The organism is Alteromonas sp. 4NH20-0056, assembly GCF_057539655.1.
In genome coordinates this window covers 14,010-40,085 of sequence record NZ_BAAJLS010000005.1, presented here as the reverse complement: position 1 = coordinate 40,085, position 26,076 = coordinate 14,010, and the positions used below count along the sequence as shown (strand labels likewise).

Sequence of the window (26,076 nt, the reverse complement as noted above, 5' to 3'; positions counted from 1 at the left end):
GGGCTATATGTATGTTGCATGGGAAGATCCCACGTGCAAAATAGAGCAAATATGCTAAAAATGCGCGTCATACCCACCCATAAACGTTTTAACTCTTAATGCGGAAGCCTAAGTTTCATGGCCGATAATCAGTACAACCCGAAAGAAATTGAACAACGCGTTCAGCAATACTGGGAAGACAACCAATCTTTCAAAGCCAATGACGACGTAGATAAAGAAAAATTCTACTGCCTGTCGATGTTTCCTTACCCAAGTGGAAGGTTACACATGGGACACGTTCGGAACTACACCATTGGTGATGTAATAAGTCGTTATCAACGTATGCAGGGTAAAAATGTACTGCAGCCAATGGGATGGGACGCGTTTGGATTGCCAGCGGAAAACGCTGCAATCAACAACAATACTGCCCCGGCTAACTGGACATATTCGAATATCGACTACATGAAAGCGCAGTTGCAATCATTGGGTTTCGGATATGATTGGGATAGAGAAGTAACCACGTGTAAGCCAGACTACTACCGTTGGGAACAATGGTTTTTCACGCGCCTTTATGAAAAAGGCTTGGTATACAAGAAAAACTCAACGGTAAACTGGGATCCCGTTGACCAAACCGTACTGGCAAACGAACAAGTTATCGACGGTCGTGGATGGCGTTCTGGGGCATTAGTCGAACAAAAAGAAATTCCACAGTGGTTTATAAAAATTACTGACTATGCCGAAGAGTTGCTTAATGACTTAGAACAGTTAGAGGAATGGCCTGACCAAGTTCGTGCCATGCAAGCAAACTGGATTGGTCGTTCAGAAGGCGTAGACATTACATTCGCCCTTTCTGCGCCAGCAGGTGAAACCGAATCATTAACCGTTTATACCACTCGACCTGACACGTTTTATGGTGTTACGTATGTGGCAGTTGCGGCACAGCACCCGCTTGCAGAACATGCAGCAAAAAACAACCCTGAACTTGCCGCATTCATAGAAGATTGTAAAAACACAAAAGTTGCAGAAGCCGAATTAGCCACGATGGAAAAGAAAGGCTGCGCAACCGGCATAACGGCTGTGCACCCTCTTACTGGCGAAACGCTACCGGTTTGGGTCGCTAACTTCGTTTTAATGGATTACGGTTCTGGCGCAGTAATGGCCGTTCCTGGACACGACCAACGCGACTGGGAATTTGCAACAAAGTATCAGTTAACCATCAAACAAGTGATTAAAGCCGCCGAAGGCAAGGAAGACGAGTGTGACTTGTCAGCCTCTGCTTATACCGAGAAAGGGTGCTTAATAAATTCAGAAAAGTTTGATGGCCTCGATTTTGACGCGGCCTTTAACGGCATAGCGGACGAACTTGAAAGTAAAGGCTGCGGTACAAGAAAGGTAAATTATCGCCTTCGCGACTGGGGTGTAAGCCGCCAGCGTTATTGGGGGACACCTATTCCAATGTTGAATTTGGAAAACGGTGAGTCTGTTCCTGTGCCGTCTGACCAACTGCCTGTAGTACTTCCTGAAGATGTTGAAATGGATGGCGTAACGTCACCGATTAAAGCCGACCCTGAGTGGGCGAAAACAACCTACAATGGCCAGCCAGCGCAACGCGAAACCGACACCTTTGATACCTTTATGGAATCGTCGTGGTATTACGCACGCTATGCATCTGCGACAAATCAAGACGCCATGCTAGACCCTGCGTCATCAAGTTACTGGCTGCCAGTCGACCAATATATTGGTGGTATCGAACACGCAATACTTCACCTTCTTTACTCTCGATTTTTCCACAAATTGTTAAGAGACGAAGGCCTTGTCGATTCTGACGAACCATTTAAGCGTCTTTTGTGTCAAGGTATGGTATTAGCCGACTCTTACTATCGTGAAGATGCAGCGGGTAAGAAAACATGGTTTTCTCCTACCGATGTTTCTACAGAAAAAGACGAAAAAGGCCGAATTGTAAAAGCGTGGCTTACCGCTGACGGCGAAAGCGTTATTCATGGCGGTATGACAAAAATGTCAAAGTCGAAGAATAATGGCATCGACCCGCAACAAGTTATCGACCTTTATGGCGCAGATACAGTAAGACTGTTTACCATGTTCGCGGCGCCACCAGAACAAACCCTTGAGTGGGTAGACTCTGGCGTAGAAGGTGCAAACCGTTTCTTACGACGCATTTGGAAATTAGTGACTGAACATGTAGAGCGCGGTACGCCTGCCACTTTAGATGCTTCATTGTTAACCAAGCCTCAACAGGCGCTTCGCCGTGAAGTCCATAAAACAATTCAAAAAGTGTCAGATGATCTCGGACGACGTCAAACTTTCAACACGGCTATCGCGGCCATTATGGAGCTGTTGAATCACCTTCAAAAAGCGCCTCAAGAAGACGCGCAAGATATCGCTATCATGCGCGAAGCGGTTGAGTCGGTGTTATTGCTCCTAAACCCAATTACCCCTCATATTTCTCACACGTTATGGAACGTGTTGGGTCATGAGGGCGATATCGACACCGCCGCTTGGCCTATTGCTGACGAAAAAGCGCTTATCGAAGACGAGAAGCTTATTATCGTCCAAGTTAATGGTAAGTTACGCGCTAAAATGACGATTGCTGCTGATGCCAGTAAGGACGATATTGAAGCCGCCGCGAAAACGCAGTCTAACGTTCAACAGTTTCTGGAAGGTAAGGCCATTAGAAAAGTGATTGTTGTTCCTGGAAAGCTAGTAAATATTGTGGCTAACTAACATGAGCGCTTTTCTCCGATACACATTCATGCTTTTAGTTGCAGGCTTTATAACCGGCTGCGGATTTCATTTACGAAGTGCGCCGACGTTACCCGATAACGTTAATACGGTTGTAATTGACAGTGCGCGCGCTCACGCGCCGCTTGCTAAAGCACTAAATGAACGTTTGAATGTGTACGGTTTAAGCAAAACAGGGTCATCTGTTTCAGACCGTAACCAGAGCGTAAACATCTACCTTCTTCCCGAAAATCTTGAAAGAAGGTTATTGTCTGTTTACGCATCTGGCCAAGTCGCAGAATACGAGCTTATCTATATTGTACGCTATCGTGTTCTGTTTCCTGACAGTGACCCTATTGTCGCCCAATTTGAAGTAGTGAGAGATTATCAGGATGATCCTGATCAGGTCCTAGCAAAGTCTAGAGAACTCGAACTAGTGCTTGATGAAATGAGAACCGAAGCGGCAGACATTCTCATTCGCCGTCTATCTAGCCAAGCAGCCAGCTTGGCATTGAAAAACTAACCAATGCAAATTTACCCCAACCAGTTTTCCAGAGAGATTGGGTCGCAACTGCGGCCCTGTTATCTTGTTTTTGGTGATGAGCCCCAGCAAAAATTTGAGGTCATTGAGCAAATTCGAGCGCGGGCAAAACAATCGGGGTTTGACGAACGTATTGTATTAGTCGCCGATTCAGGCTTTTCTTGGAACGAACTTATTGACGCGACCCAAAGCTTGTCGTTGTTCTCTAGCCAACAGTTTATTGAGCTAGAACTACCAACAGGCAAGCCCGGCGCTGAAGGCAGTAAGGTTTTACAACAAGTCGCCTCTACCCTTAACCCAGACATGCTGTTACTGGTACATGGCCCCAAAATTGGGAAAGACGTACAGCGTGGAAAATGGTTTAAAGTTCTTGATGAAATTGGGGTAAGCACGCTTTGCTACCCACTTGAAGGGAAGCAACTTGCGGCATGGATCCAAAATCACATTGCGTCTCATCAATTAACAATCACACCGCCTGGCGTGAAGATGATTGCGGACTTTTGTGAGGGAAACCTGCTGGCAGCGAAGCAAGAAATTGATAAACTTGCCCTGCTCTACCCTGGTACAAGCATTAGCGAACAACAGATTGAACATGCAATGGTCGACCAATCTCGTTACAGCGTGTTTCAGCTTGTTGATGTCATGCTAAGTGGCGACGCCCAGCGGTGCGTGAAAATGTTGTACCGACTGGAAAGCGAAGGCCTTGAACCCAACATAGTCATTTGGGCGCTTATTAGAGAATGGGAACAACTGTGGAAGCTAAAAACGTCTATGGTCAATGGAAACCCTATTCAGTGGCAAAAATTCGGTATATGGAAGAATAGGCAAGGCTTTTATCAGCAGGCGCTTCAGCGCTTGGACATTGTGCAGCTTGAAGCTATCCAGAGTGCATTAAGCCAAGCCGACCTGGCATTTAAACAAAGTGTTATACAGCGGCCTTTCGTCAAGCTCTGCCATCTTTGCATGATGTTTATGGGGTTTAATTTAACTGCTGTCCCGTTTTTGGATCAGTAGCCTGATATGCGAGCGTTACTTGGCGGTACATTTAATCCCCCCCATTTCGGCCACTTAAAGCCCGCGTTACATGCAATAAACGAATTAGGCATTGAAACGCTAGGGTTGATGCCCTGCAAGATTGCTCCACATAAACACGTTTTTATGGACGAAAAGCATAGAGTTAACATGGTTAAGTTAGCATGCGAATTTGACGACCGTCTCTATCCAGAACTTATTGAGCTTACGCTTCCCTCGCCGTCTTACACGGTGAATACGCTAAAAGTACTACATAAAAATACCGATGAGAGAATCTGTTTTCTCATTGGCGCCGATTCACTGTATAATCTAACCAAATGGTTTGAGTGGAATGCCTTATTAGATTATTGCCATCTTGTCGTTATGCGCCGAGACGGGGAAACCTTTACGCCTCCAAAAGAGATAGCGCAATGGGTAACAGAAAATCGGGCACAAAATGTTAATGAATTACAAACGTCCTCTACAGGTCGCGTGTTTCTTATTAACACACCATTGCACCCAATATCATCGACGCAACTAAGAGCGTTAATTACAGACAGCGACAGCATAGATGCTGCTGCGAAGTGGTTACCTGAACCGGTTGCAACGTATATTAATACGCATCATTTATATAAAAGTTAATTAAGAGAGGAAACGTTGGAGAGTCAACAACTTAAGCAGTTTGTTTTAGACAAAATTGATGACATGAAAGGCAGAGATATCGTTGAACTAAATGTCCAAGGTAAATCTACCATTACCGATTTAATGATTATTTGCTCGGGAAATTCAAAGCGTCATGTGTCTTCAATAGCTGAAAACGTCATGGTTGAAGCAAAGAATGCTGGCAATCCGCCTATCAGCACCGAAGGTAAAGACACCGGTGAGTGGGTACTGGTTGATTTTGGTGATATCGTTTTGCACGTGATGCAAGATGAAACCAGAGATTTTTATCAACTAGAAAAGCTGTGGTCTTAATTCGTTAAGCTTATCAGCTAGTAGCTTTGCTAAAGAGGGGCGCGCAGTATGCGTATTCAAATCGTCGCCGTAGGAACGAAAATGCCGGGGTGGGTTAACACCGGCGTTGAAGAGTTTATTCGACGCTTCCCCTCGGATTTACCGGTGACAATCACTGAAATTCCAGCGGGCAAACGCGGAAAAAACGCCGACATCAAACGGATCCTTGATAAAGAGGGAGAACAGATGTTGGCCGCGATCCCTAAGGGTAATAAAGTCGTTACCCTTGAGGTAACTGGAAAGCCGTGGGATACGCCAACTTTAGCGAAACAGCTTAATCGTTGGAAGATGGACGGTAGAGATGTCAGCTTACTGATTGGCGGCCCCGAAGGCTTGGCACCATCATGCATTGCGGCGTCGGAGCAAAAATGGTCATTGTCAGCGCTTACCCTCCCCCATCCGCTTGTGCGTATTATACTAACCGAAAGCCTTTATAGGGCATGGTCCGTGACGCAAAATCATCCTTATCATCGAGAGTAAGTAACCCTATTATGCATCGGAAGCGTCAGGCCATTAGAGACCACTCTGCAGAAGCAAACCTTTTTGCTCGACGAGCGACTATTGCGTTTATTATTGTGGTGCTGATGCTCGGTGTGGTGCTGCGTAATCTTTATTCCTTGCAGGTCACGCAGTTTAACGATTACCAAACCCGCTCAAACGGTAATAGAATTAAAGTCTTACCTGTTGCCCCTAATCGCGGCCTTATCTTCGATAGAAATGGCGTTTTACTGGCAGAGAACCGACCGGTTTTTAATTTAGAAATAACGCCCGAACAAACAGAGAATATTGAAGAAACATTAGATGCCCTCGGCGCACTAATGACTATCACTCAGGATGAGCGCGACACATTTTTAGCCAATCTGAAAGGTCAACGGCGTTTTAAGCCTATAGTACTTCGTGCGCAGTTGAGTGAAGAAGAGGTGGCATTATTTTCTGCAAGTAAACACCGATTCCCCGGTGTTCAGATAGACGCACGGTTAGCTCGCCACTACCCCTATAAAGACACACTTACACACGTGCTGGGCTACGTTGCTCGTATTAACAAACGAGACTTACAAAAGCTTGTTGAAGCAGGGCAAGAAGATAATTATGCTGCGACTCACGATATCGGAAAACTGGGAATAGAGAAATACCACGAAGAGCTTTTACATGGCACTGTGGGTTATCAACAAGTTGAAGTGAATAATCAAGGCCGTATTATTAGGGTGTTAAATGTTGACCCGCCGGTGCCGGGCAAAGACATTGTGTTAAACCTAGATTTATCGCTTCAACAAGAAGCACAGCGCTTGCTAAAAGGCCAACGTGGGGCCATTGTTATCACTCACGCCAAAACGGGTGGTGTGCTCGCGCTCTATTCAAACCCTGGCTACGATCCAAATTTGTTTGTTCATGGCATCAGTAGCAAAAACTATGCAGCGTTGCTTGAATCCCCCGACAGGCCGCTTATAAACCGCGCGACACAAGGCCAATACCCACCGGCGTCTACTGTAAAGCCTCATCTGGCATTGGTGGGTTTAGAAGAGGGCACTATCACTGAAGGCTTTACGATTAAAGACAATGGGCGCTACAAGCTTCCCAACGTGTCGCATGTCTGGCGCGACTGGAAAAAATGGGGACACGGCGATGTAGATGTCGCCAAGGCAATTGAGGTGTCTTGTGATATCTACTATTACGATTTAGCCTATAACTTAGGTATCGATAAAATCAGTGACGCCATGTATGAATTCGGTTTTGGTGACTATACCGGCATCGACTTATATGAAGAATCTGACGCGAATATGCCCAGTCGTGGATGGAAAAGAGCGCGATTTAACCAACCTTGGTACGTAGGTGATACGATCCCGGTAGGTATAGGCCAAAGTTTTTGGACGACGACGCCTATTCAGTTAACACATTCAATAAATACCCTGATAAACCGAGGTGAACGTTATATTCCGCAAATTATTAGAGGGTATATGCAGCCCAATAAAACGGTGGACTTAATCCCGTTGAAATCACTTCGCCCCATTGAGATTAAAAACCAATCTAATCTCGATATCGTGCTTAATGCCATGCACGACGTAGTACACGGCGAAGAAGGTACGGCTCGTCATGCTTTTGTAAATACCCCTTACCAATCTGCTGGAAAAACAGGTACCGCACAGCTATTTTCTGTAGGACAAAATGAGAAGTACGTCGCTGAAGATGTTGACGAGCGTCTTCGAGATAATGCGATGTACGTGGGCTATGCCCCGTTTGACGATCCCGAGATATCGGTAACTGTGGTGTTAGAAAATGCGGGTGGAGGTAGCTCAAATGCAGCTCCCATCGCTAGAAAAGTAATGGATTTTTATTTTCGAGACCGAGTATTCGAAAGCCCTACTCCAATAAGTGAAAGTGAAAAATGAAACGTACGGCGTTAAACCCCAATAAAGTCGGCTTTTTTCAAAAGCTACATATCGACGTATGGTTACTTTTAGGCCTACTGGCATTAATGGGGGTTGGCCTGGTAACACTGTACTCAGCCTCCGGGCAAGATGCTGCACAAATGCAACGTCAGTTTACGCGTTTAGCACTTAGCGTGCTGGTGATGGTCGTTTTAGCGCAACTGCCTCCTGGCTTTTATCGCAGGCTATCACCTTATGCCTATGTTGTCGGGCTGCTTATGTTAGTTGCTGTTTTACTGTTTGGTGATATGGGTAAAGGTGCGCAGCGTTGGTTAGATTTGAAGTTTGTGCGTTTTCAACCGTCAGAATTAATGAAATTAGCAGTTCCCATGATGGTAGCTTGGTACTTAAGCAAATTCACCATGCCACCTAAAACATCACTGGTGGGCTTCGGTTTCGCGATGGTGGTTGTCCCCACTATTTTAATCGCAAAACAACCCGACTTAGGCACATCATTACTTATTGCAAGCTCTGGCATTTTTGCCATATTCCTGGCAGGTATGAGTTGGCGCCTTATCGGCCTAGTTGCAGGTCTTGGCGGTGCATTTGCTCCAGTAATGTGGTTTTTTCTGATGAAAGATTACCAAAAACAGCGGGTACTTACCTTTATGAACCCTGAAAGCGATCCGTTGGGTTCGGGTTACCACATTATTCAATCTAAGATTGCCATCGGTTCGGGCGGAACAGAAGGAAAAGGCTGGCTTCAAGGAACACAATCTCAGTTAGAATTTTTGCCTGAACGCCATACCGATTTTATCTTCTCAGTATTTAGTGAAGAGTTCGGCTTGATAGGTGTGATTGGGCTGCTTTGTATTTATCTATTTATTATCTTACGTGGTCTCATTATTTCTAGCCGCGCACAGAATGCCTATGCAAAATTATTAGGCGGTAGTATTACCCTAACCTTCTTCGTTTATGTGTTTGTAAATATGGGAATGGTATCAGGCTTATTGCCTGTGGTCGGTGTACCCTTACCTCTCGTCAGTTATGGCGGCACATCAATGGTGACATTAATGGCAGGATTTGGCATTCTGATGTCTATTGCAACACAAAAACGGTTGGTTTCAAGATAACGATGCGCGTTTTCCTTCTCTCATTATTCAGTGTTGTTGCCCTTAGCGCCTGCTCGACAAGTGAGCCTAGCCGTTATTCACAAAAAACAGATTCAGCCCCGCGCTTCGTTGCAAAAACACCAACCACCGCCGATGCCGTGCCTAAGTTTGAAGCCTACCGCATGTTTAATTCTCGCCCTTACACTGTTCTAGGCAAGCACTACACCCCTATGCAATCGGGCAAAGGGTTCGAGCAAACGGGACACGCTAGTTGGTATGGACAGAAATTTCACGGTCACCTCACGTCAAACGGTGAAACATACAATATGTTTGCTATGTCAGCAGCACATAAAACGCTTCCGCTTCCGTCATACGTTCGGGTAACCAATCTTGACAATAAGAAGCAAGCGATTGTAAGAGTGAACGATAGAGGCCCTTTTCACCAAAATCGCATTATTGATTTATCTTATGCTGCTGCCGTAAAGCTTGGCTATCACAATAAGGGCACCGCAAACGTTAAAATTGAAGTGATTCATTTTGATGAAGACAACAATGTTACTGTGGGGAACGGTTCAACACTAACCTACGATGAATATTTAGGTATTGATGTTGCTGAGCCTACTTCTCTGGCTTATGAAACACCAACCCCAACGGTGTCAGAGAGCGTGCCTAATGCCGACAAAGCCCTCTACATTCAAGTTGCGGCACTGTCGGATGGCCAGCGCGCAAAGTCGCTTTCTAATGTTCTGTCTGCGCTTTATCAAGTCCCCGCTCACATTCCGAAAAATGATGATATATATAAGCTTCAGCTTGGCCCCATTGATGACGTATCAACCGCATCTGAACTACTCATCCAGCTTAAAGAAAATGGTTACCCACATGCATATACGGTAGAGGTTGCGCTGTAACATACCGCGATGTCTACCCCGCTCGGCATTCGCATAGTTTGTGTTCGAATTGTGTCATTCAACGGGCAATCCTGTGGTTTCTTCGCCTAAATACTACTTCTGACTAAACTTTTTTGCTAAAACCTAGTCCTAGTATAGGCCTTACGTTACACTGTACGGCTTTAGGGTATCTCGAGAATCACTCGCGGTGCTTCAACGCGTTATTATCGTAGTGTTCCCTGGTGAGCAATTAAACGTTATACGCAACAATTTGCTTAAAATAATCAAAAAAACGGTCAAAGAAACTAAACCATGCATAGACATATTCAACGCGCAAAACCGTCTTTCTTCATTGCTTTATTAACGCTGTTAAGCGTATTTGCATTCACGACACAAGCTGCAGTCGTTACCCCGCCAGCGCCATCGGTGGCGGCGGAAGGGTTCCTTCTGACGGACTATGAAACTGGTCACATCATTGCATCTAAGAATGAAGATATGCAGCTCGCGCCTGCTAGCCTGACAAAAATAATGACGATTTATGTTATCGGTAAAGAATTACAAGCGGGCAATATCAGCCTTTCCGATGAAGTAACGATTTCAGAAAATGCATGGGCAAAGAAATTCCCAGATTCTTCAAAAATGTTTATTGAAGTGGGTACCAAAGTATCAGTAAGCGATTTGTTGCGCGGTATCGTGGTTCAGTCAGGCAATGACGCGTGTGTGGCAATGGCCGAACATATCGCAGGCTCTCAATCTGCATTTGCAAGTATGATGAATGCGCATTCACAAGCCCTCGGCTTGACGGGCTCTCATTGGGTAAATGCACACGGTCTTCACGACCCTGATCATTACACAACACCACGTGATATGGCGACATTGTCTCGTGCACTTATCGCCGAAACCCCTGCAATGTACAAAATTTACAGCGAGAAAGAGTTTACGTTTAACGGCATTAAGCAATACAACCGAAATAGCCTTTTGTGGGACAAGAGCCTAAATGTAGACGGGATCAAAACCGGCCACACCTCTGACGCTGGTTATAGCTTGATTACATCAGCAGAACAAGGTGGAATGCGCCTTATCTCTGTTGTAATGGGCACCGACAGCGAACGTGCTCGAAAAGTTGAAAACAAAAAGCTGCTTCGTTATGGCTTCCGCTTTTTCGAAACAGTTACCCCTTACAGTGCGGGAGACAGCTTTGTTGCCCACCGCATCTATATGGGCGATAGAGAAACGGTAGACCTTGGAATTAATCAATCTACCCCCATTACCATCCCACGCGGACAAGCTGCGAACCTAGAAGCTAACTTCGAACTTGATAAAAAGCTAGAGGCACCTCTCGCGAAAGGGCAAGTTGTTGGCACATTGTACCTTCAATTAGAAGGTGAAGATGTTGCCAGTTACCCATTGGTAACCCTTCATGAAGTCAACGAAGGAAGCTTCTTTAATCGTATTAAAGACTATATTATGTTGCAGATAGGTTTAGACGAAGACTAACTATTTGCATACAAAAACTAGTTCAAATACGGCCAGGTTTGTTACAATCTGGCCGTTTTTGTTTTTAACGACTGTACCGAGGATATCGCATGGATACCCGTTTTGACGAATTATTAGATTTTCCAACGCATCAAACCTTTAAAGTGATGGGTGTCGCACACGAAGATCTACCTAACATGGTAGTAGCATGTCTTCAGGAACACGCTCCTGGTGACTACACGCCATCAATTAAGCCTAGCCCCAAAGGCAATTATCATTCTGTTTCAGTCAGTGTGCGTGTTACAAGCAAAGAGCACATGGAGACGATCTACACTGAATTGGCAAAAATTGAACTTGTTCGAGTAGTATTGTAAGTGAGTGAACAACATTCTCCGCTAATAGTCAGGCAATTGGGCTTGCAAGATTACGAGCCAATTTGGCAAGCTATGCAGCGCTTCACTGATACGCGCGACGATACCACTGCTGACGAGTTATGGCTGGTCGAGCATAAACCTGTTTTTACTCAGGGACAAGCAGGTAAAGAAGAGCATATTTTGATGCCTGGCGATATCCCTGTGGTTAAGGTAGACCGAGGCGGTCAGGTCACTTATCACGGCCCCGGACAGCAGGTTATTTATCTTATGCTTAACATCCGTAAGCGTAAGCTTGGGGTGAGGCATTTGGTAAATGCCATGGAAGAATCTGTGGTTGCTTTGTTAGCACAGTACGGTATTACTGCTTATCCAAAGCCAGATGCTCCTGGCGTTTATGTAGAAGAAAAGAAAGTGTGCTCGCTGGGTTTAAGAATTCGTAATGGATGTTCATTTCACGGGCTCGCGTTAAATGTTAACATGGACCTTGCACCCTTTCAGAGAATCAACCCGTGCGGGTATGCGGGTATGGAAATGATAGATACCGCCAGACTGAACGGACCACAATCTCTTGACGAAGCCGGGAGCAAATTAACGGCCCTGCTTCTTGACGCTCTTTCCATTACGGAAACACGAAATAAAGAAGGTTTTGATGAGTAACGCACGACCTAAAGCCGGAGTTAAACTTCGCGACGACGAGAAAGTTAAACACATTCCAGTAACCATTATTCCTACTGAAAAGGAAGAAATGTTACGTAAGCCTGAATGGATTAAAATAAAGCTTCCCCGTACGACTGATAAAATTGATCACATCAAGAAAACACTCAGAAAGAACAACCTTCATTCTGTCTGTGAAGAAGCGAGCTGCCCCAATTTAGCAGAGTGCTTTAATCATGGTACGGCAACGTTCATGATATTGGGTGACATTTGCACACGTCGTTGTCCATTCTGTGACGTTGCACACGGCAAGCCATTACCTCCTAGTGCTGAAGAGCCAGAGAAATTGGCAAAAACCATTGCAGAAATGAATTTGCGCTACGTTGTTATTACGTCAGTTGACCGTGATGATTTGCGGGACGGTGGAGCACAGCACTTTGTTGACTGCATTAACGCTATTCGTGAGCACAGCCCTTCTACCACCATTGAAGTGTTAGTACCCGACTTTAGAGGCCGAATGGATCGCGCGTTAGAAATCTTTAAAAATGGCGTTCCAGATGTTTTCAATCACAATCTTGAAACCATTCCGCGTCTGTATCGTGAATGCCGCCCTGGCGCAAACTACCAGTGGTCTCTCGATTTATTGAAGAAGTTTAAAGCGCAGCACCCTGACATCATGACTAAGTCTGGATTAATGATGGGAATGGGTGAAGAAAACGAAGAGATTCAAGGGGTATTAGACGACTTACGTGCTCACAACGTAGATATGTTAACGCTTGGTCAGTATCTTCAGCCAAGTAAACATCACTACCCTGTTAAACGCTACGTGCATCCTAAAGAGTTTGATGCACTAGGTGATTACGCCAAGGAGATTGGCTTCACTCATGCAGCGTGCGGACCTATGGTGCGTTCAAGCTACCATGCAGATCAACAAGCCGCGGGTAAAGAAGTTAAATAGCCCATTGAACATGCGGTACGTTACTCTAAACGTACCGCGTTGTTTTATTCCCTGCTTTGCTGCCTCACGTTTACACACGTCTTCATTACAATTTCATTCATTGTCTGGCATTTCCGGCTCTCATTTTCTTCTTGTATTTACTCATGTTTACACTATTCGATTGCATAAAATAAAAATGCACCGAATTACTAATGACATACCATATGGTGCTGTTAAAATGCCGACCATCTTTAGATGGATTGCGGCTGAGTCGGGATAGCAGAAAATGAGAAAACATATATACATTGCCTATACTGGTGGCACTATTGGTATGAAGCCCTCTCAGCAAGGTTATATACCAGCAGCAGGCTTTTTGGGCGATACCCTTCGTGCTATGCCTGAGTTCCATCGGTCTGAAATGCCTCTTTTCACACTGCACGAATACGATAACCTTATCGACTCGTCTGATATGGACCCGTCAGATTGGCAACGCATTGCCGATGATATAAAGCAAAACTACGATGATTACGACGGCTTTATTATTCTTCATGGCACAGACACCATGGCATACACATCGTCCGCACTCAGCTTTATGTTGGAAAACCTGTCTAAACCCGTCATCGTTACCGGCTCTCAGATACCTTTAGCTGAATTACGATCAGACGGGCAAGTTAATTTGTTAAATGCGCTTTATGTGGCGGCGAACTACCCGATTGCTGAAGTCAGTTTATTTTTTAACAATCGACTATTGCGCGGTAATCGTAGTAGAAAGGTAGATGCAGATGGCTTTAGCGCATTTGATTCACCGAATTTTCCACCACTGTTAGAAGCGGGTATTAATATTCGAGTCAAAGCGGGGACATTAAGTACACCTACCGATACCCCGCTTTGTGTATCAAGCGTAATTGCTCAACCTATCGGTATGGTAAGCTTGTACCCTGGTATATCGCCTGAAGTAATCAAAAATACCCTACAACAGCCCGTTAACGCACTGATCTTGTTAAGTTACGGTGTGGGTAATGCACCACAAAACCCGGCACTGATTAAACAACTCACTTATGCAAAAGAGAGAGAAATCCCAGTGTTGAATTGCACGCAGTGTATGCGCGGCCGAGTCAACATGGGTGGGTATGCCACAGGACACGGCTTGAGGGAAGTTGGCGTGTTATCAGGCAGCGATATGACACCAGAGGCCGCGTTAGCAAAACTTCACTATTTATTAAGTAAAAATCTCCCTTACGACGAACTTACTCGACGCCTCACGACCAACCTTTGCGGCGAAATGAGCGAATAGGACTATCATGACAACAACATATTCTGGTGCGCTTAGAAAGATGCACACCCGCGCAAATGACGACAATATGGTTCAATATCAACTGCCTGTTGGCGAGACACTGGTTGATGTAAATGCCGCTATTGGCCAGCACGTATCGGTGTCATTTGCAGGTGAAATACATTGCGTGCATTGCAGTAGGAAAACAAAGAAGAGCTTTAACCAAGGGTATTGTTATCCTTGCTTAATCTCGTTAGCCCAGTGCGATAGCTGCATTATCAAACCTGAAAACTGCCATTACCATGAGGGAACATGTCGTGAGCCTTCATGGGGAGAAGAATTCTGTTTTAGCGATCACTTTGTTTACATCGCCAATACAGGCTCTTTAAAGGTGGGTATTACGCGCCATGTTACCGATCAAGTATCTTCTCGTTGGATGGACCAAGGCGCAACGCAAGCCACGGTGATGCTTCGTGTGCCTGACCGATTAACAAGTGGATTGGTAGAAACCCTCTGTAAAAAGCATATTGGCGATAAAACCAACTGGCGCACCATGCTCAAAAGTAAACCTGATGATGCTGATTTAATTGCGGTGAGAGACGAATTGCTCGCGAGTATTGAAGAGGAATTAGAAGCACTAAAGGCAGAAAAGGGATTGCAGTCTGTGAGTGCCGTTGATGGCCCAGTTCACTCAATACACTACCCGGTAGACACCTACCCTGTGAAAATAAAGTCAATTAACCTTGATAAAACCCCCGACTTTGAAGGCGTATTAACCGGCGTAAAAGGGCAATATTGGATGCTTGATGGTGATAGAGTCATCAACATGCGCAAGTACGCCGGCTATCAGGTAAATGTCGCTATTGGTTAACGCCAAAACTCAAAAAAGTCACTCGAATTGCGCTCAGGCTTGGGCGCAGGTTCGAAAGCTGGCGTTCCCATATATAAAAACCCGACAAGCTCGTCTTCAGACGCGAGTCCTAGCCCGTTTTTAACGGTTTCACATTGCGCATAACTGCCCGTGCGCCACATGCCGTTAAATCCTTGTGCTACCGCAGCCATTTGCATGGCCATAACCCCGCAAGACGCTGATGCAATTTGTTCGACACGGGGGACTTTGTCATGCTCTTTGTATTTAGCAACAGCCACTATCACCATTGGTGCTCGGTGTGGTAATTGAACGGCGCGCTCAATTTCTTTCTCTGATTTATCATTTTCAATCGCTGACTTTTCGAAGAGCTGGCCCAATTTATCTAGGCCCTTACCTTCACAGACAATGAAACGCCACGGTGTGAGACACGCATGGTCAGGCGCGCGAAGTGCCGCTTGCATGATGTTTTCCAATGCATCTCCTGACGGAGCTGGCGCAGACAAACGAGGTTGTGAGCTTCGATTTAATAGCAATGACAATGCATCCATATAGCCTCCAGCAATACTATTTCCAATAATAAATTCGTACGTATTATCGCAGTAAAAGACCAGACTACAATGGCGACCTATCTATTTTTCGTTAAATAATAATCGACGCTAACATACCGTCCGCCACCGTAGAAAAAGAGAACAAGCAGCATGATAAAATAAGTGGCACCAAACTCAATACCATTATTAAGCACCACAAAATTACCACTAGAGGTAAGCCAATCATAGTTTCCGTGGGTTTCAAGCAATGACTTGGCAGCCGCCAGTTTTTCCGGCGATGCCATAATTCGCTCGTTCAGTAACAAGGTGCCGTCAGCAAACCATGACGACGCATCAGATATCGCAAGCCATCCGTTCTTGGCATGAACACTTACCATGGCAACAATCATCGTGACCATCAAGGGGATGCTCACTAGCCGTGTTAACAAGCCAAAAAGGATAAGAATGCCGCCGACTAATTCAGCTGCGGTTGCTAACAACGCAAGAAGATAAGGAAGCGGAAGACCCAACCCGTAATCTTCGTTTCCAAACCATTCGACAATATTTGAGAAGTTACTGGCCTTATTCCAACCAGCCTGAATCATAACAGGTGCTAGATATAGCCTTAATAACAGTAGCGCGATACCATCAGCATGACTTATGCTTTTTATTATATTGTTGTATGTTTTGACCAGCATTGGCAGTAACCTCATAGTGTGTGTTGTAAATAGGAACGGAATAGTGTGAAAAATATTTCATCAAAACCACGAAGTGACCACGCCAAAACGCAAAAGCCTTCTGCGTTTACCCGTATAATGCACAGAGGACACCGCAAAGTTGGGTTTAAAAAAAGCACTTCAGACTTAATAATGCAGTTTAGCGCTGAAGATCATAAGCGTATCGCCTCGGTTATTGCGTCTTGGTTAGATAAAAAAGAAAATAGCAGGTAACACGACAAGACTTACAAAAATTTACAATTAAGTTAGCGATAATATTTTAAATCGGTAACATACTAAGGTTATTCAAATTAAAGGTAATTATATCTATGGCTGCTAAGGGTAATTGGACTAAATCATTATTTATTGGTCTTTGGACGGTACTCAACTTCACCCGAAAGCTTTTCTTTAATGTTATCTTTCTTGCCATATTTATTGGGCTTATCGTTGCTGTAACAAATTCAGAAGACGAACAACTAACCGTAAATAGCGGCAGTGCGCTTTTGCTGACCCTTAATGGGAAACTGGTAATTGAAAAAGAAGCCGTAGACCCCTTCGAACAATTTATGCAAGACGCATTAGGCTCAGAACCTGACAATCCAGAAGTGTTGGTGCGCGACGTCGTTAAAGTTATCGAAAATGCGCAAAATGACAGACGAATTAAAGCCCTTGTACTTGATTTGCAGGCACTTACTGGCGGAGGTCTGGATAAGCTACGCGAAGTCGCAAAGGCGATAGATGAATTTAAGGCGTCTGAAAAACCCGTTTATGCTATTGGTGATTATTTTACTCAAGACCAATATTATCTTGCTGCACATGCCGACCATATTTATCTAAACCCAATGGGATCGCTCCTTATTGAGGGTTACGGCCGCTACGGTATGTATTTCAAAGACATGCTAGATAAACTCAAGGTAACTACCCACATCTTCCGTGTAGGTACCTACAAGTCTGCCGTTGAGCCACTGATTCGTAACGATATGTCACCAGAAGCCAAAGCCGCTGAAAAACAATGGTTAGACGGCTACTGGGCACAATACAAAGCAGACGTTGCTGCGGCCAGAGGCATCAACGTGGATAATTTTGATGAGACCCTCGACGGCCTTTTATCAAAATTCGAAGCCGCCGGCGGCGACTTTGCACAATATGCGCTGCAAAACAATTGGGTTGACGCACTTAAAACCCGTGAAGAAGTGCGCGCTGAACTGGTTGCTCTGGTTGGCGACGACAAAAACCAATTAGGCGTAAATATCACCAAATTTAACACGTACCTTAAAGTGGTTAATCCACCGATGCCAGTCGTAGATACTGACATGGACAAAGTCGCTATTGTCGTGGCAAAAGGCACCATCCTTAATGGTAACCAAAAAGCGGGCAATGTGGGCGGCGACAGCACTGCGCGCTTGCTACGTAAAGCCCGTTTAGACGATAATGTTAAAGCGGTCGTGCTACAAATAGACTCTCCCGGCGGCAGCACGCTAGCATCAGAAGTCATTCGCCAAGAAGTTCTTGAACTTAAAAAGGCTGGCAAACCTGTCGTGTCTTCAATGAGCACTTATGCAGCGTCTGGCGGGTACTGGATTGCCGCTAATACCGATAGAATTATCGCAAGTCCGAGTACGATAACAGGCTCTATTGGGGTGTTCGGTATGTTCATGACATACGAAAACTCATTGAATTATCTTGGCGTAAACAGTGATGGCGTGGGCTCTACTGAGCTTGCAGGCTTTTCAACGGTACGCCCCCTCGCCCCTGAATTTGGTCAAATTCTCCAGCGCAACGTTGAAACGACGTATCATAATTTTCTTACGCTTGTCTCAACAGCGAGGGATATGGACATTGATGCAGTAGATAATGTCGCTCAAGGGCGCGTATGGATAGGCACAGACGCCTTAGAGTTGGGGCTGGTCGATGAACTAGGCACATTGCAAAATGCAGTTACAGCAGCCGCTGAGCTGGCTGAATTAGAGCATTACGATAGCTTCTATGTTCAGCGCACATTATCAGCGCAAGAAATATTCTGGAAAGAGTTTTTTGGTCAGGCATTTACCTTCGTGGGTAAATGGCAATTTGCGCAAGCTGATGGCGCCCTTATTTCAGAATTTAAACGTGTGCTTAATGAATTCAGTTTAGTCAATCAACTGAATGATCCGAAAGGAACCTACATACTTTGCTTAGAGTGTAAGGTTGACTAAATAGTCACCGGTTTCTCTCATCGCTACATCTGATTTAAATAATGAACAGCATCAGTTAATCACTGATGCTGTTCATTGCTATTACTTAACTGCCGAGCAGTTTTTCTCCCGGTCGTTTACTCAGCCAGCACTCACATTTCGTCGCTCAGGTAAAAATGCCGGAACCGCGTTTCTACAACAAAATAGAATAAATTTGCACCCTACGTTATTTAAAGAAAACACAGAGGCATTTATTCATACCGTTATTCCCCATGAAATTAGTCATCTATTAGTTTGGACATTGTACGGGCGCGTAAAGCCACATGGCAAAGAATGGCAGGCCATAATGAAAAACGTTTTCAACCTGGTCCCCTCTACTACACATAACTTTGATATAAGTAACGTCAGAACAACGGAACATGCTTACCGCTGTGGTTGCCAAACTCACCACTTAACGACACGACGACATAATAAGATATTGCGCGGCACTGAATACCGCTGCAAGGCGTGCGGAATAAAACTAGCTAAAGCCGTTATTTAAACCAATGCTGGGTAAAAGCATTATCGAGATCACTGAATGCCGTTTTTAATAACTTTGCAAGCTCAGTGTAGGTTGGCTTAGATTTGGCTGATGCAATCTGGCACCCTTGTGAGCGCATTTTGGCGTGAATATCTTGATACCATGAGTTTAATTGGGGTGGCAGCGATTGTTGAGAGCGATGCCCAAGCCATAATAGGCCTTGAAGAGGTAGGCTTAAGAAAAACGCACCAATTGCGATAGTTTGGGGAATATATCCCGCGCCCATATTTTCAAGTAATAGCGCGCAAGCCAATATTGCTGCTGGCGGCATTGTTTTAATCGCAAACTTTGTTGCAGACACGACGCGATTCTCTGGAAATAAACTATATAATTCCTTACGTACAGGCCATGTTGCCATGTAATCCTGCCCGCTTCTGAGCATTGACATTACAGACTGAGACATTAAACACCTCGATAGTTAAATGTAGCCGTTTATGTACCTACGTTGTGCCACTAAATACTGGCGGCGTTATCAACAAATTGTAATACGACCAGTGAGTAATACAAGTAAACAAATAGCTTAAGATCATCATCCGTTTGTAAAGTCGATGAATTATGTTTAATAATCGTTCAAAGTGACGACAAACTCACATAACGTCAGTGACAATACGCGTTCAAATAGGCATCATAGCCATTATCGTCGTTAAATATAACGTCAGGGCGCGTTGGCAGTTGAAAAACACTGCAACCGGCCTCACCTATCCGAATATCTTAGTTTTTAGCCCTTATCTTATTAGGGCATACGTTGGAGAGTAAAATGGCAGAAAGCAGACACGTACGTCTTCTTATACTCGGTTCTGGCCCAGCAGGCTATTCAGCTGCTGTATATGCAGCACGGGCTAACCTACAACCGGTTCTATTAACGGGTATACAGCAAGGTGGTCAGCTTACCACGACAACTGAAGTTGAAAATTGGCCGGGCGATCCAGAAGGCCTTACCGGGCCAGACCTTATGGTACGCATGCAAAAACATGCTGAAAAATTTGATACCGAAATTATTTTTGACCATATCAACAAAACAGATTTAACCAAACGACCTTACACGCTTTATGGCGACAATGGCTCGTACACCTGCGACGCACTGATTATTGCGACAGGCGCATCTGCAAAATACTTAGGGTTAGAGTCAGAGCAAGCATTTATGGGTAAAGGCGTATCAGCCTGTGCTACCTGTGATGGCTTCTTTTACAGAAACCAGAAAGTTGCGGTTGTTGGTGGTGGTAACACTGCAGTTGAAGAGGCATTGTACTTGTCTAACATTGCATCTGAAGTTCACGTTATCCACCGCAGAGACACGTTCAGAAGCGAAAAAATTCTTGAGCAACGTCTTCGTGATAAAGCAGAAAACGGTAACGTAGTGCTACACCTTAACAAGACACTCGATGAAGTGCTTGGCGATGAAATGGGTGTGACTAAAATACGTATTAAAGAGACCGAAGGCGACGCGACAGAAGAACTGGATGTAATGGGTTTATTCATCGCTATCGGCCATAAACCAAATACCGACATCTTCGATGGCCAACTTACCATGAAAGATGGCTACATTGTGGTAAACAGCGGGCTTCACGGCAATGCGACACAAACAAGCGTTGAAGGGGTATTTGCAGCAGGTGATGTAAGCGATCATATTTATCGTCAGGCAATTACCTCTGCGGGAACGGGCTGTATGGCTGCGTTAGACGCTGAGAAGTTCCTAGACGGCCTTGCGTCCGAATAGGACTAACCTATCTGCGAGGTAGGCCCTAAACCCGTTTAGGGCCTTTGACTATGATCACATTGCCATTTTTAGAGGCTAACTCCCCCTTCCCTCCCGTGTCTAGTGCATTAGACGACCCAAACGGGTTGTTGGCATACGGAGCAGATTTAAGCCCACACCGTTTGTTCAGCGCCTACAGTCAGGGTATTTTTCCATGGTTCAGTGATGATGAGCCGTTATTGTGGTGGAGTCCGACGCCAAGAGCCATTATCCCGCTTGACGAATTTAATGCGTCAAAAAGTTTACGTAAGCTGGTAAAAAAACAGCGCTATGTGGTTACCTTAAACCATGCCTTTACTGACGTAATTCAGGCGTGCTCAACCATTCCCAGAAAGAAACAGAACAGCACTGAAACAAGCACTGATACGTGGATTACAGACGATATGATGTCGGCCTATATTAACATCCATAATCTGGGACTAGCTCACTCTGTAGAAGTTTGGAATGGCGATACCCTTGTCGGTGGGCTTTATGGTGTGGGCATTGGGAAAGTGTACTGTGGTGAATCTATGTTTCATCGCGAGCCTAATACGTCCAAGCTCGCCATGTTTGCACTGGTTACGCATATGAAGCGTCATGGTATGGCGTTTATTGACTGCCAACTACCTACCGAGCATTTAGCGACAATGGGCGCGACGTCTATCCCAAGAGCAGAGTTTGTCTCAAAATTACAGAAAAATAACCAAACGTTGGAAGAGTCAGGCAAGCTCAAAAGTGAATACATAGCACAATGGGAACGTCAGGTGATCACGCCATGAAATTCGGTATTACGCAGACATTCAACTGTAGCTACTTACCCGGTAAAGACGAACGCTTGTTAGTTTATGCAGAGTCTGACGACTTGCAGGCGCTGCATTACAGTCAACTTATTCAAGTTGGTTTTAGACGCAGTGGTGAACAGATTTATCGGCCACATTGTCAGTCGTGTCACGCATGTCAATCAGTGAGGGTTCCTGTAAACACCTTTACTCCAACGAAAAGCCAAAAGCGAATAGTTAATCGCAATGCGCATTTCACCATACTGATATCACAACAGCCTAAGGAAAGTTACTACCCGCTTTACGAAGCCTATATCACTCAAAGGCATCAAGACGGCAGTATGTATCCTCCCAACCGCGACCAATTTAATAGTTTTATTTTATGTCAGTGGAAGTCCCCGATTTTCATTGAAGCTTATGATGGCGACACATTGATTGCAGTCGCGGTAACCGATGATATAGAGGATCAAAATCATCACGGTGCTCTTTCTGCGCTCTACACGTTTTTTCATCCAGACTATCATCAACATTCATTGGGAACCTGGATGATTTTGATGCAAATCGCCACGGCCGAAACGCTAGGGAAGCCATTCGTATATTTAGGCTATTTCGTTGATGGCTGTCAGAAAATGTCGTACAAGCAACAATTTCGTCCATTTGAGCAGTTTATTGGCGATCAATGGGTACGTTTTGATAAAAAACCTACTTAATTGCTTTACACTACAGGCAAGATTAGTTAAGGTCTGCGCGGCAAAATTTTTGAATTACTGAGGTAACTGCTTTACATGGCAAAAGAAGATTGTATTGAAATGGAAGGTACGGTACTTGATACCCTGCCTAACACTATGTTCCGCGTAGAACTTGAAAACGGTCACGTTGTGACAGCCCATATTTCTGGCAAGATGCGCAAGAACTACATCCGAATTCTTACTGGCGATAAGGTCACTGTTGAGATGACTCCTTACGACTTATCTAAAGGTCGTATCATTTATCGCGCCAGATAATGAGCCATTGAGCGGTCACGCAACAACTAAAAAGCCCGATTATTAATCGGGCTTTTTTAATGGTGAAACGCAATGGCCTTGTTATGAAACAAGGCACCTTTTTCGCTAACTAGGCTTCTTCTTTAACGGCGTCCATTCCTTTTACCGTGAAGGCCAGTTTGTTGTCGCCAAGCTCAATTTTGACCGAGCCACCTTTTATCAGCTCTCCGAATAAGAGTTCATTGGCTAACTCTTTTTTCACTTCTTCTTTTATCAAACGAGACATTGGGCGAGCACCCATCGCTTTGTCGTACCCTTTCTCGGCAAGATAAGCTCTGGCCTCTGGGGTAACTTCCAGCGATACGCTTTTGGCATCCAGCTGCGCTTGCAGTTCAATGATAAACTTATCGACCACCTGCAAGATAACCTCTTCGTCTAAGTGGTTGAACCAAATAATGCCATCTAAGCGGTTTCTAAACTCCGGCGTAAATATCTTATTGATTTCACTAAGCGCATCAAAACTGTGATCTTGCTGCTTAAACCCAATAGATTTACGCACAGTTTCTTGCACACCCGCGTTGGTCGTCATAACTAACACGACGTTTCTAAAATCAACTTTGCGCCCGTTGTTGTCTGTCAACGTACCGTGGTCCATAACCTGTAGCAAGATGTTGTAGATATCGCTATGCGCTTTTTCTATCTCATCGAGTAACACAACAGAATACGGATTTTTAATAACAGCGTCGGTTAACAAGCCACCTTGATCGAAGCCCACATAGCCTGGAGGCGCACCAATTAAGCGGCTTACTGCATGACGCTCCATGTACTCAGACATATCGAAACGCACTAACTCAACGCCCATAATTTTTGCGAGCTGCTGAGTAACTTCGGTTTTACCCACCCCTGTTGGACCGGCAAACAAGAAATTACCAATAGGCTTTTCTTCTTGGCCTAAACCAGAGCGCGATAACATAATGGCATCGTTAAGGCTCTCAATGGCCTTGTCCTGTCCGAACACCACCATTTTAAGGTTTCTGTCTAGGTTCTTAAGCACTTCTTTGTCTGACGCCGACACCGACTTCTCTGGGATACGCGCCATTTTAGAAATAATTTGCTCGATATCGCCTACGTTAATCGTTTTCTTGCGTTTTGACTGCGGAAGAAGACGCTGGCTAGCACCTGCTTCATCCATTACGTCTATCGCTTTGTCAGGGAGATATCTTTCATTAATATACTTTGCAGACAGTTCAGCGGCTGCCTGAATCGCTTTTTGCGTAAACCGCACGTTATGGTGATCTTCATAACGGCTTTTAAGGCCTAGAAGGATCTTAGTGGTATCGCTTACGCTTGGCTCGGTCACATCAATTTTTTGGAAACGACGAGCAAGCGCACGATCTTTCTCAAAAATACCTTGATACTCTTGGTACGTGGTAGACCCGATACAACGAAGTTCGCCACTTGATAACTTAGGCTTAAGCAAGTTAGACGCGTCCATCACGCCACCTGATGCCGCGCCCGCTCCGATAATCGTATGTATTTCGTCAATAAACAAAATAGCGTCCTCGTCTTTAGCTAACTCTTTAAGTATGGCTTTAAGACGTTTTTCGAAATCACCTCGGTATTTTGTACCCGCGAGCAATCCACCCAAATCAAGTGAGTACACTGTACTGTTGGCAATAACATCAGGGACATCGTCATTTACAATCCGATACGCTAACCCTTCGGCTATAGCAGTTTTGCCCACACCGGCCTCTCCAACAAGCAGAGGGTTGTTTTTACGGCGGCGGCATAGTATCTGTATAGTACGCTCCACTTCCGCGTCACGGCCGATTAAGGGGTCTATTTTGCCCTCTTTTGCTGTTCTGTTTAGGTTGCTCGCATATTTGCTTAATGCTGAGCCCCCTTCTTCGCCCCCTTCAGACTCTTCGACAGAATCTGAATTAAGCGGCTCGTCATCTTCCGACTTACTTACGCCATGGCTAATGAAGTTCACCACGTCTAGTCGTGTGACGTCTGCTTTTTTGAGAATAAATACAGCTTGAGATTCTTGTTCGCTAAAAATAGCAACCAGCACGTTTGCACCAGTAACTTCATCTTTACCTGAAGATTGGACATGGAAGACTGCCCGCTGAAGCACACGCTGAAACCCTAATGTAGGTTGCGTCTCACGTTCATTGAGTTGTTCATCAAGAATAAGTGGGGTCGTGTCTTTAACAAAAGCAAGTAGTTCGTTTTTAATCGCCTCTACGTCTGCGCCGCACGCATTCAATGCCTCACGGGCAGCAGAGTTATCTAGCAAGGCTAACAATAGATGCTCAACCGTCATGAACTCGTGACGGTGCTCTCTTGCAAATACAAATGCGTTATTCAGCGTTTGCTCTAATTCTTTATTTAACATATCGCTTGCCCTCTACAAAATACCTTATGCCTGTTCCATCGTGCACATCAATGGATGTTGGTGCTTACGCGCATACTGGTTAACTTGCATGACCTTTGTTTCGGCTATCTCTGCAGTGAAAATCCCGCATACCGCTTTACCTTGGTAATGAACAGTTAGCATAAGTTGATTGGCTTTTTCAGTATCCATATTGAAAAAATTCATAAGTACTTCAATGACAAAATCCATCGGTGTGTAATCGTCATTGTTTAACAACACCTTGTACATAGGTGGTGGCTGCGGTTTTTGGCGCTGCCCTTCTTTTTGCTTTTCCTTATCAATACTAATAGCGTTGTCTTTACTCATAACTTAATAATAGTGTGTTAATGCCAAATGTGTTTCAAACTTTAATTAAAAATTTATTTTCATTTGCGCTTGACATAATGTGGTTAAAAAATCTACATTTTAATTATGATGTTTTATTCATAAAGAAAAACGTCGCGATGCTCTCATATCTATTGTGGGGGCATAAACATGTGAGTTCAAGGATTAAGAGGAAGTCGGAGTATGGCGATTGGCAAAGTTAAATGGTTTAACAATGCGAAAGGGTTTGGATTTATTGTTCCAGAGGAAGGCGGAGAAGATATCTTTGCTCATTATTCCACGATTCAAATGGAAGGGTATCGCTCTTTAAAAGCAGGCCAGGAAGTTACTTACGAGGTACAGCAGGGACCCAAAGGGCTACACGCCGAAAACATTGGCTTTAAAGAAGAGCCAGAACGCTAGAAATAAATCTTTAAAGGTTTGGTCAACATTACGTTGGCTGAACCTTCTTACCTGTAAAAATCCTGCGTTACCAACGATGGTTTCATCGCATCATTTCGAGTGCATTTTTTTCGCATTACAATGTTGTAATTATCTGTGTTTCTTAATTTACCCGCTTTGCCGGTATCACCGAGCATTACGCATAA

At 44.7% G+C, this 26,076-nt stretch carries 28 protein-coding genes; 23 read left to right on the top strand and 5 right to left on the bottom strand.

Annotated features, from left to right (window positions below; translation table 11 throughout):
- The first annotated feature begins 117 nt into the window (after positions 1-117).
- From leuS to AC27EZ_RS10585, 15 genes are all read left to right on the top strand, one after another.
- Positions 118-2,721, top strand: coding sequence for a leucine--tRNA ligase (leuS, locus tag AC27EZ_RS10655; RefSeq protein WP_487135319.1), 2,604 nt, complete (start codon positions 118-120; stop codon positions 2,719-2,721).
- 1 nt (position 2,722) lies between these two features.
- Entirely contained in the window at positions 2,723-3,241 is a 519-nt protein-coding gene (locus tag AC27EZ_RS10650; RefSeq protein ID WP_487135318.1) for an LPS-assembly lipoprotein LptE, read from the top strand.
- A gap of 3 nt (positions 3,242-3,244) precedes the next feature.
- Positions 3,245-4,273: a DNA polymerase III subunit delta gene (gene holA, locus AC27EZ_RS10645; RefSeq protein ID WP_487135317.1), complete on the top strand. Its 1,029-nt coding sequence runs from the start codon at positions 3,245-3,247 to the stop codon at positions 4,271-4,273.
- Between the two features lie 6 nt (positions 4,274-4,279).
- Entirely contained in the window at positions 4,280-4,912 is a 633-nt protein-coding gene (gene nadD, locus AC27EZ_RS10640; protein WP_487135316.1) for a nicotinate (nicotinamide) nucleotide adenylyltransferase, read from the top strand.
- A 15-nt stretch (positions 4,913-4,927) separates the two neighbouring features.
- Positions 4,928-5,245 (top strand): ribosome silencing factor, encoded by a 318-nt coding sequence (rsfS, locus tag AC27EZ_RS10635; RefSeq protein WP_421131580.1) that lies wholly within the window; start codon positions 4,928-4,930, stop codon positions 5,243-5,245.
- A gap of 48 nt (positions 5,246-5,293) precedes the next feature.
- On the top strand, positions 5,294-5,764 hold the full coding sequence (gene rlmH, locus AC27EZ_RS10630) for a 23S rRNA (pseudouridine(1915)-N(3))-methyltransferase RlmH (protein ID WP_487135315.1): 471 nt from the start codon (positions 5,294-5,296) through the stop codon (positions 5,762-5,764).
- Between the two features lie 11 nt (positions 5,765-5,775).
- Complete coding sequence (gene mrdA / locus AC27EZ_RS10625) at positions 5,776-7,671, top strand: penicillin-binding protein 2 (RefSeq protein WP_487135314.1); 1,896 nt, start codon at positions 5,776-5,778, stop codon at positions 7,669-7,671.
- Complete coding sequence (gene rodA / locus AC27EZ_RS10620; RefSeq protein ID WP_487135313.1) at positions 7,668-8,783, top strand: rod shape-determining protein RodA; 1,116 nt, start codon at positions 7,668-7,670, stop codon at positions 8,781-8,783. The genes mrdA and rodA overlap by 4 nt, the downstream gene beginning before the upstream one ends.
- A gap of 2 nt (positions 8,784-8,785) precedes the next feature.
- Positions 8,786-9,670, top strand: coding sequence for a septal ring lytic transglycosylase RlpA family protein (locus AC27EZ_RS10615; protein WP_487135312.1), 885 nt, complete (start codon positions 8,786-8,788; stop codon positions 9,668-9,670).
- Between the two features lie 291 nt (positions 9,671-9,961).
- A complete protein-coding gene (locus AC27EZ_RS10610; RefSeq protein WP_487135311.1) occupies positions 9,962-11,146 on the top strand; it encodes a serine hydrolase in 1,185 nt (394 codons plus the stop codon).
- An 89-nt stretch (positions 11,147-11,235) separates the two neighbouring features.
- Positions 11,236-11,499: a DUF493 family protein YbeD gene (gene ybeD, locus AC27EZ_RS10605; protein WP_487135310.1), complete on the top strand. Its 264-nt coding sequence runs from the start codon at positions 11,236-11,238 to the stop codon at positions 11,497-11,499.
- A complete protein-coding gene (lipB, locus tag AC27EZ_RS10600; protein ID WP_487135309.1) occupies positions 11,500-12,156 on the top strand; it encodes a lipoyl(octanoyl) transferase LipB in 657 nt (218 codons plus the stop codon).
- Positions 12,149-13,111: a lipoyl synthase gene (gene lipA / locus AC27EZ_RS10595; RefSeq protein ID WP_421131587.1), complete on the top strand. Its 963-nt coding sequence runs from the start codon at positions 12,149-12,151 to the stop codon at positions 13,109-13,111. The genes lipB and lipA overlap by 8 nt, the downstream gene beginning before the upstream one ends.
- Positions 13,112-13,376: 265 nt before the next feature.
- Positions 13,377-14,384, top strand: a complete 1,008-nt coding sequence (gene ansA, locus AC27EZ_RS10590; RefSeq protein ID WP_487135308.1) for an asparaginase — start codon at positions 13,377-13,379, stop codon at positions 14,382-14,384.
- A 7-nt stretch (positions 14,385-14,391) separates the two neighbouring features.
- Complete coding sequence (locus tag AC27EZ_RS10585; protein ID WP_487135307.1) at positions 14,392-15,234, top strand: DUF2797 domain-containing protein; 843 nt, start codon at positions 14,392-14,394, stop codon at positions 15,232-15,234.
- Here the strand turns inward: AC27EZ_RS10585 and AC27EZ_RS10580 are convergent.
- Together AC27EZ_RS10580 and AC27EZ_RS10575 are read right to left on the bottom strand one after the other, a co-directional pair.
- Positions 15,231-15,782 carry an NAD(P)H nitroreductase gene (locus AC27EZ_RS10580; protein ID WP_487135306.1) on the bottom strand — a complete coding sequence of 184 codons (552 nt, stop codon included), beginning with the start codon at positions 15,780-15,782 and terminating at the stop codon, positions 15,231-15,233. The two genes, AC27EZ_RS10585 and AC27EZ_RS10580, sit on opposite strands and share 4 nt — an antisense overlap.
- 77 nt (positions 15,783-15,859) lie before the next feature.
- Positions 15,860-16,459, bottom strand: a complete 600-nt coding sequence (locus AC27EZ_RS10575) for an HvfX family Cu-binding RiPP maturation protein (RefSeq protein WP_487135305.1) — start codon at positions 16,457-16,459, stop codon at positions 15,860-15,862.
- Between the two features lie 45 nt (positions 16,460-16,504).
- Here AC27EZ_RS10575 and AC27EZ_RS10570 point away from each other — a divergent pair, with 45 nt between their 5' ends.
- From AC27EZ_RS10570 to AC27EZ_RS10560, 3 genes are all read left to right on the top strand, one after another.
- On the top strand, positions 16,505-16,711 hold the full coding sequence (locus AC27EZ_RS10570; RefSeq protein WP_487135304.1) for a hypothetical protein: 207 nt from the start codon (positions 16,505-16,507) through the stop codon (positions 16,709-16,711).
- Positions 16,712-16,806: 95 nt separating this feature from the next.
- The gene (gene sppA, locus AC27EZ_RS10565) at positions 16,807-18,672 is read left to right on the top strand and encodes a signal peptide peptidase SppA (RefSeq protein ID WP_487135303.1); all 1,866 of its coding nucleotides are present in this window, start codon (positions 16,807-16,809) and stop codon (positions 18,670-18,672) included.
- A gap of 19 nt (positions 18,673-18,691) precedes the next feature.
- Complete coding sequence (locus tag AC27EZ_RS10560) at positions 18,692-19,192, top strand: SprT family zinc-dependent metalloprotease (RefSeq protein WP_487135540.1); 501 nt, start codon at positions 18,692-18,694, stop codon at positions 19,190-19,192.
- Here the strand turns inward: AC27EZ_RS10560 and yfbV are convergent.
- On the bottom strand, positions 19,185-19,634 hold the full coding sequence (gene yfbV, locus AC27EZ_RS10555) for a terminus macrodomain insulation protein YfbV (RefSeq protein WP_487135302.1): 450 nt from the start codon (positions 19,632-19,634) through the stop codon (positions 19,185-19,187). The two genes, AC27EZ_RS10560 and yfbV, sit on opposite strands and share 8 nt — an antisense overlap.
- A 354-nt stretch (positions 19,635-19,988) precedes the next feature.
- Between yfbV and trxB the strand changes: the two genes are divergently transcribed.
- The 4 genes from trxB (at position 19,989) to infA (ending at position 22,749) form a co-directional block, all read left to right on the top strand.
- Positions 19,989-20,948: a thioredoxin-disulfide reductase gene (gene trxB, locus AC27EZ_RS10550; RefSeq protein ID WP_487135301.1), complete on the top strand. Its 960-nt coding sequence runs from the start codon at positions 19,989-19,991 to the stop codon at positions 20,946-20,948.
- Between the two features lie 50 nt (positions 20,949-20,998).
- On the top strand, positions 20,999-21,745 hold the full coding sequence (gene aat / locus AC27EZ_RS10545; protein ID WP_487135300.1) for a leucyl/phenylalanyl-tRNA--protein transferase: 747 nt from the start codon (positions 20,999-21,001) through the stop codon (positions 21,743-21,745).
- Complete coding sequence (locus AC27EZ_RS10540; protein WP_487135299.1) at positions 21,742-22,455, top strand: arginyltransferase; 714 nt, start codon at positions 21,742-21,744, stop codon at positions 22,453-22,455. The genes aat and AC27EZ_RS10540 overlap by 4 nt, the downstream gene beginning before the upstream one ends.
- 75 nt (positions 22,456-22,530) lie before the next feature.
- The gene (gene infA, locus AC27EZ_RS10535) at positions 22,531-22,749 is read left to right on the top strand and encodes a translation initiation factor IF-1 (RefSeq protein WP_006010397.1); all 219 of its coding nucleotides are present in this window, start codon (positions 22,531-22,533) and stop codon (positions 22,747-22,749) included.
- Positions 22,750-22,858: 109 nt separating this feature from the next.
- Here infA and clpA read toward each other — a convergent pair whose 3' ends face one another.
- Positions 22,859-25,126 (bottom strand): ATP-dependent Clp protease ATP-binding subunit ClpA, encoded by a 2,268-nt coding sequence (gene clpA / locus AC27EZ_RS10530; RefSeq protein WP_487135298.1) that lies wholly within the window; start codon positions 25,124-25,126, stop codon positions 22,859-22,861.
- A 24-nt stretch (positions 25,127-25,150) separates the two neighbouring features.
- Positions 25,151-25,471, bottom strand: coding sequence for an ATP-dependent Clp protease adapter ClpS (gene clpS / locus AC27EZ_RS10525; protein ID WP_487135297.1), 321 nt, complete (start codon positions 25,469-25,471; stop codon positions 25,151-25,153).
- 201 nt (positions 25,472-25,672) lie between these two features.
- On the opposite strand from clpS, the gene cspD reads away from it, so the two are divergent.
- Complete coding sequence (gene cspD / locus AC27EZ_RS10520) at positions 25,673-25,891, top strand: cold shock domain-containing protein CspD (RefSeq protein ID WP_421131600.1); 219 nt, start codon at positions 25,673-25,675, stop codon at positions 25,889-25,891.
- The last annotated feature ends 185 nt before the right edge of the window (positions 25,892-26,076 follow it).

Bases quoted from the DNA above. Each gene is read 5' to 3' on its own strand.
- leuS (WP_487135319.1), top strand. From the start codon at position 118: ATGGCCGATAATCAGTACAACCCGAAAGAAATTGAACAACGCGTTCAG.
- AC27EZ_RS10650 (WP_487135318.1), top strand. From the start codon at position 2,723: ATGAGCGCTTTTCTCCGATACACATTCATGCTTTTAGTTGCAGGCTTT.
- AC27EZ_RS10540 (WP_487135299.1), top strand. From the start codon at position 21,742: ATGAAATTCGGTATTACGCAGACATTCAACTGTAGCTACTTACCCGGT.
- AC27EZ_RS10580 (WP_487135306.1), bottom strand. From the start codon at position 15,782: ATGGATGCATTGTCATTGCTATTAAATCGAAGCTCACAACCTCGTTTG.
- aat (WP_487135300.1), top strand. From the start codon at position 20,999: ATGATCACATTGCCATTTTTAGAGGCTAACTCCCCCTTCCCTCCCGTG.
- nadD (WP_487135316.1), top strand. From the start codon at position 4,280: ATGCGAGCGTTACTTGGCGGTACATTTAATCCCCCCCATTTCGGCCAC.
- trxB (WP_487135301.1), top strand. From the start codon at position 19,989: ATGGCAGAAAGCAGACACGTACGTCTTCTTATACTCGGTTCTGGCCCA.
- lipA (WP_421131587.1), top strand. From the start codon at position 12,149: ATGAGTAACGCACGACCTAAAGCCGGAGTTAAACTTCGCGACGACGAG.
- clpS (WP_487135297.1), bottom strand. From the start codon at position 25,471: ATGAGTAAAGACAACGCTATTAGTATTGATAAGGAAAAGCAAAAAGAA.
- yfbV (WP_487135302.1), bottom strand. From the start codon at position 19,634: ATGTCTCAGTCTGTAATGTCAATGCTCAGAAGCGGGCAGGATTACATG.
- AC27EZ_RS10610 (WP_487135311.1), top strand. From the start codon at position 9,962: ATGCATAGACATATTCAACGCGCAAAACCGTCTTTCTTCATTGCTTTA.
- sppA (WP_487135303.1), top strand. From the start codon at position 16,807: ATGGCTGCTAAGGGTAATTGGACTAAATCATTATTTATTGGTCTTTGG.
- infA (WP_006010397.1), top strand. From the start codon at position 22,531: ATGGCAAAAGAAGATTGTATTGAAATGGAAGGTACGGTACTTGATACC.
- ybeD (WP_487135310.1), top strand. From the start codon at position 11,236: ATGGATACCCGTTTTGACGAATTATTAGATTTTCCAACGCATCAAACC.
- holA (WP_487135317.1), top strand. From the start codon at position 3,245: ATGCAAATTTACCCCAACCAGTTTTCCAGAGAGATTGGGTCGCAACTG.
- AC27EZ_RS10585 (WP_487135307.1), top strand. From the start codon at position 14,392: ATGACAACAACATATTCTGGTGCGCTTAGAAAGATGCACACCCGCGCA.
- rlmH (WP_487135315.1), top strand. From the start codon at position 5,294: ATGCGTATTCAAATCGTCGCCGTAGGAACGAAAATGCCGGGGTGGGTT.
- mrdA (WP_487135314.1), top strand. From the start codon at position 5,776: ATGCATCGGAAGCGTCAGGCCATTAGAGACCACTCTGCAGAAGCAAAC.
- cspD (WP_421131600.1), top strand. From the start codon at position 25,673: ATGGCGATTGGCAAAGTTAAATGGTTTAACAATGCGAAAGGGTTTGGA.
- ansA (WP_487135308.1), top strand. From the start codon at position 13,377: ATGAGAAAACATATATACATTGCCTATACTGGTGGCACTATTGGTATG.
- rodA (WP_487135313.1), top strand. From the start codon at position 7,668: ATGAAACGTACGGCGTTAAACCCCAATAAAGTCGGCTTTTTTCAAAAG.
- AC27EZ_RS10575 (WP_487135305.1), bottom strand. From the start codon at position 16,459: ATGCTGGTCAAAACATACAACAATATAATAAAAAGCATAAGTCATGCT.
- clpA (WP_487135298.1), bottom strand. From the start codon at position 25,126: ATGTTAAATAAAGAATTAGAGCAAACGCTGAATAACGCATTTGTATTT.
- AC27EZ_RS10615 (WP_487135312.1), top strand. From the start codon at position 8,786: ATGCGCGTTTTCCTTCTCTCATTATTCAGTGTTGTTGCCCTTAGCGCC.